The organism is Moraxella sp. 179-F 1C4 NHS (assembly GCF_045370505.1).
In the GTDB taxonomy this organism is placed as follows: Bacteria; Pseudomonadota; Gammaproteobacteria; order Pseudomonadales; family Moraxellaceae; genus Faucicola; species Faucicola tetraodonis.
Map to the genome: position 1 here is coordinate 1 of NZ_JBIQEC010000048.1, position 4,996 is coordinate 4,996.

At 43.3% G+C, this 4,996-nt stretch carries 3 protein-coding genes and 1 pseudogene; 2 read left to right on the top strand and 2 right to left on the bottom strand.

What is annotated here, in order from left to right:
* A pseudogene (locus ACH0AB_RS11555) lies at positions 1 to 736 on the top strand (IS256 family transposase); the annotation flags it as partial.
* Positions 737 to 992: 256 nt separating this feature from the next.
* Here ACH0AB_RS11555 and ACH0AB_RS11560 read toward each other — a convergent pair.
* Positions 993 to 3,194, bottom strand: coding sequence for a PhoX family protein (locus tag ACH0AB_RS11560; RefSeq protein ID WP_406878235.1), 2,202 nt, complete (start codon positions 3,192 to 3,194; stop codon positions 993 to 995).
* Positions 3,195 to 3,740: 546 nt separating this feature from the next.
* Between ACH0AB_RS11560 and ACH0AB_RS11565 the strand changes: the two genes are divergently transcribed.
* Positions 3,741 to 3,947, top strand: coding sequence for a DUF72 domain-containing protein (locus tag ACH0AB_RS11565; RefSeq protein ID WP_406878237.1), 207 nt, complete (start codon positions 3,741 to 3,743; stop codon positions 3,945 to 3,947).
* Between the two features lie 11 nt (positions 3,948 to 3,958).
* Here the strand turns inward: ACH0AB_RS11565 and gshB are convergent, their stop codons facing one another.
* A complete protein-coding gene (gene gshB, locus ACH0AB_RS11570; RefSeq protein WP_406878238.1) occupies positions 3,959 to 4,909 on the bottom strand; it encodes a glutathione synthase in 951 nt (316 codons plus the stop codon).
* Positions 4,910 to 4,996 lie beyond the last annotated feature (87 nt).

Sequence of the window (4,996 nt, forward strand, 5' to 3'; positions counted from 1 at the left end):
GGTTTCCAGAGTCACTGACAACATCTTGGATGACATCACCGCTTGGCAGAACCGGCCACTGAGCAGCGTCTATCCTATCGTCTACTTAGACTGCATTGTCGTCAAAGTTCGTCAGGACAAGCAGATCATCAACAAAGCTATCTATCTGGCCTTAGGCGTTGCTCTTGATGGTAAAAAAGAGCTGCTTGGCATGTGGCTATCAGAGAACGAGGGCGCTAAATTCTGGCTTGGTGTTCTCACTGAGCTACAAAACCGCGGGGTTCAAGATATTCTTATTGCCTGTGTAGACGGCCTAAAAGGCTTCCCTGATGCCATTAATACGGTCTACCCTAACGCTCAGGTTCAGCTGTGTATCGTGCATATGGTGCGCTATTCGATGAAGTTCGTACCTTGGACGGACAAGAAGGCCGTAGCAGCTGATTTAAAGGCCATCTACGGTGCTGATACGCTTGAGATGGCAGAGGCCAACCTTGAGCACTTTGATGAAGTATGGGGCAAAGAGTACCCGCATGTCATCAAGTCTTGGCGCAATAACTGGGAGGGCTTAACGGTGTTCTTTGGTTATCCTAAAGACATCAGAAGAGTGATCTATACCACCAATGCGATAGAGTCGCTAAACAGCGTGATTCGGACAGCGGTGAATAAGCGTAAGGTGTTCCCATCTGATCAGGCAGCATTCAAGGTAGTATATCTGGCAACCCAGCAGGCATCCAAAAAGTGGTCGATGCCAATCCGTGCCTGCTGCCATCATCAGCACGCGCGGTTTTTGCATCGTTGGCTCACTCATCTTATTATCCTTGATCAATCCAATCTAGGTGAGGTGGGGATTAGAAAACCCCGTATGACTGACCGTTTATCGGAAAAAACAATCACCATAAAAATGGCAAAATCATAGCATTTTTTTTAAACCTTTAAAAGATAAAAGGTTATTTTATAAAAAAACCCTTGAATCACTGTTCAAGGGTTTTTGATAACTTTGTTGCGTGCTTAACTTATTTTAATGGCTCACCTAAAATCACACCGCCGTCTTTTTTGGTAATCATCACCGTCGCTGAACGCGGTGTAGTACCACCAGCAATCGCGCCCCATGTGACCCCTGGTTGATCTTCGCCTGGATGTTGGATATTGATGAACAGCGTTTTAAAGTCTGGGGTTAAGGTGATACCTGTTACTTCACAACCTTTTGGACCCACAAAGAAGCGTTTGATGTTTTGCTCATTGGCTTGCATACCGACGCGAGTTTTGATACCCGCTGATGTGGTTACTTCTTTACCATCATTGACTTTACCTGGCAGCGCAGCTAGTAGCATACAGTTGGTTCTGCTAGTGTAAGCACCGTCATCGGTTTGAATCCACAATACGCCACGTGGGTCAAAGTATAGACCATCTGGAGAAGACAAATCGTTATTGGCATTTAAACCAGACAGATTTTCTGCGGTTAAGTCATTTGGCGCTGCAAATAGGTAGATATCCCAGTTAAAGCTGGTAGCTGTATGGTCGTTATTTTTTTCAGCCCAACGAATGATATGACCGTTGCGATTACCCTTGTCACCAGCGTAGTTACGTGGGTTAGCAGCATTCATGCCATGTTTTGTAGGTGTACGGTTTGAGTTATTGGTCAGTGTTACATACACTTCACCCGTTACTGGGCTTACTGATACCCATTCTGGACGGTCCATTTTGGTTGCCCCCAATGCATCACCCGCTAAGCGCGCATGGATTAAAACATCGGCTTGGTCAGCAAAGGCATATTTTGCATTGGCATTGGTTAATGCACCTTGACCATGTGTTAGCGCTTTCCATTCACCTGTACCATCATCTTTAAATACTGCAACGTACAAAGTACCTTTGTCTAAGTATTTATCACCTGCTTTTAGACCACCACCGATATCAGCGTTTGACCATTTTGCGTCTGAGACAAATTTATAGATATATTCGCCACGCGCATCGTCACCCATATACATCACAACTGGTTTGCCTTCAACGACAGGTGCATAGGCACAGTTTTCATGCGCAAAACGACCTAGCGCCGTGCGTTTAACTGCCATTGCTGACTGATTAAATGGATCAATTTCAACGATATAACCAAAGGTGTTAAATGCGTTTCGATAGTCTTCTAATGCGCTTGCGCCTGTGGCTGCACTGTTCCAACGTGCAAATTCATCGGTAAATTTTTCATCAGCTTTAGCTGGGGTATGCCATCGGTAACCACCGCCTGTACCATTTTCTGGTAAACCATAACGCACACGAGAACTATCTTCTTTTGCACTAATAATGGCTTTGTCTGCACCACGGGCAAAGACGTTTAAGAAGTTTTCTTCGGTAGTTAAGTAAGTACCCCAAGGTGAAAGACCTGCACCACATTGGTTGTTGATACCGCGGGTTTTGGTACCTGTTGGGTCATACTTGGTTTTTAACATATCTGACCCAGCAGCTGGACCCGAAATTTTAATTTCTGAGGCACTGGTATAGCGTTTATTGAATTTTGAATCTTTAACCATTTCATAGCCGATACCATTGGCGCGGCGCTTCATCTCAACAACACTTACACCATGGGCGTAGCACTCACGACGTACGTCAGTTGCCTTACGGATATTTTTGAAAATAGCTGGCGCAGTGGTATCTGGATTTGGTGTTGAAAAAGGACCTGCAGGGTTGATGGTTTCATTGGTATATTCATGATTCATGACCAATAAAGCATTGTTTGACGACTTTGGATCATATTTTTCGCCGTTTTTACCAAAGAACCACATACCGTCATGATTATCACCCATACGATATTGGAAAGATTCACCCGTTTGTTCACGGTTATCCTTCCAATCTTCGATACCGCTCATAAAAGGTGTACCAACGTGTAAGATAGCCTCAGCATTGTAGCCGTCAGCAACCACCATCTCATTACCTGTATAATGAGCCACAGCAGTGAAGTTTAATTGTTTTGGTGTTTTTAAATCGCCAGTAGCGGGTACAGCAGGGCTTGTACCATTACCCGTTGAACCTGTATTACTATCGTTATCGCTACCACAGCCTACGAGCGGCAATGTGCCAAAAAACGCTGCTGCAGTCAGACCTGTACCACCTTTCAACATGGTGCGACGGCTCATACGTTTGGCAACAATTTGGCTAAATTCTGGATTTTTTGATGTGTTAGAGTCTTCTACGAAGTCATGATCAAAATGGTTATGTTGGGTCATGGCGATACCTCCTCAGGCTAATAATTGATAAATTTATGAAATAAGTTAGTAAGCTGTTAGACACACTTATAAAATTATGGAAAAAGAGTAGCAAGATTATGTGACAAATTATTGAACGTTATATGACAGGTTGATTAAATCCTTCATAATTAATACAGTTTGCCATACGAATTATAGGGTTTTAACGACTTAGCTATCTGATAAAAATAATAGAGAACACATCATGAACTATATCGGCTGCTCAGGGTTTTACGAGCATACCCATGCAGGTTGGCAAAATAAATGAACCGGTTTGTTATTTCAGTTACCGTCGTTCTTCAAATACAGTGATGAAAATCTGCAAAAAGTGTTATGAACAATAGACCGTCGATTTGTGAATGAGGTGGAATTTCGTCTTGTGCGCTGATGATGTGATGAGGTTAAAATTGCACTTAAAGAAGCCAATATTGTGATAGCTGGGGTGACGACTCTGCTTAAAAGCGTGGATAAATCCCTGATGATGTTTTTATCAACAATGACGACACATTATATTATGGGCTACATGCCATGCCAAAAATGTTTAAATTGGGATATAGCGAAGATGAACAGACAGCTTTGGCTAAAAAGTTTGAAGATTTTAAAGGGCAAAGGTATGTGTTTTTTAACAATACCTTTGGTATTACAAGTATTAAAAATGCATTATTTTTGCATCAGTTATTAAATAATCAAACTAGAAAGAGGATAACAATATTCATAAAGTTATCCTCTTTTTAATGTAAATTAGTTTAATTAATTTGAGTTTCAATAAACGCAATAAAATCCTCTGCGATATGCGTGCCGCATTGGTCGTCAATCTCACGCACGCAGGTGGGGCTAGTCACGTTAATCTCTGTCACTTTGCCACCAATCACATCGAGTCCGACAAAGTACAAGCCTTTTTGCAGTAGCACAGGCGCCACTTGCTCAGCAACTTGGCGCTCTTGCGCTGACAATGGCATGGCGACACCACGACCACCTGCGGCTAGATTACCGCGCGTTTCGCCTTGGCTTGGGATACGCGCCAAGCAATAATCCACGGGCTTACCACCGACAATTAAAATGCGTTTATCGCCGTCCTTGATTTCGGGCAAGTATTTTTGCGCCATCACAGGCAAGCTTTCAAGCTGGGTTAGCATTTCAAGGGTTGAGCCAATATTAGGGCTATCGGCGGTCAGTCGAAAAATACCCATTCCCCCCATACCATCAAGCGGTTTGACGATGACATCTTGGTGGGTTTTGATAAAATCACGGATATGGGTTTGTTTGTTGGTCACAATCGTCGGTGTCATCAGCTCAGGGAATTGTGTCGCAAACAGTTTTTCGTTACAGTCACGTACGCTTTCTGGGTTGTTGACCACCAATACACCTGCTCGCTGAGCATATTCTAGCAAGTACAGGCTATACAAAAACTGCATATCAAACGGGGGGTCTTTACGCATCAAGATGACGTCAAATGCGCTAGCAGGCTGCGTGGTTTTTTCCCCCAGTTCATAAAAACGTGCAGGGTCTTTCAACGTTTTGAGCGATTGGCTATCAATTTGCAATGCGCCATTATCGAGCCACAAATCGTGAATTTGGCAATAATGCGCCGTGTGACCACGATCTGCAATCGCCCACAGCATCGCGAGCGTGGTGTCTTTTTTGTAGTTAATGGTGTGGATATCGTCCATGACGATCAGAAAATTCAATGGTTTCATTTAGTATCCTTATTAGGCTGTGTCCCCAATTCAAAAACGAGATAAAAAGTGCCAAAATATGCCTAAATCTATAGCATTTAGAATAGG

Excerpts from the sequence above, each read along its gene's own strand:
- ACH0AB_RS11560 (WP_406878235.1), bottom strand. The coding sequence starts at position 3,194 with ATGACCCAACATAACCATTTTGATCATGACTTCGTAGAAGACTCTAAC.
- ACH0AB_RS11565 (WP_406878237.1), top strand. The coding sequence starts at position 3,741 with ATGCCAAAAATGTTTAAATTGGGATATAGCGAAGATGAACAGACAGCT.
- gshB (WP_406878238.1), bottom strand. The coding sequence starts at position 4,909 with ATGAAACCATTGAATTTTCTGATCGTCATGGACGATATCCACACCATT.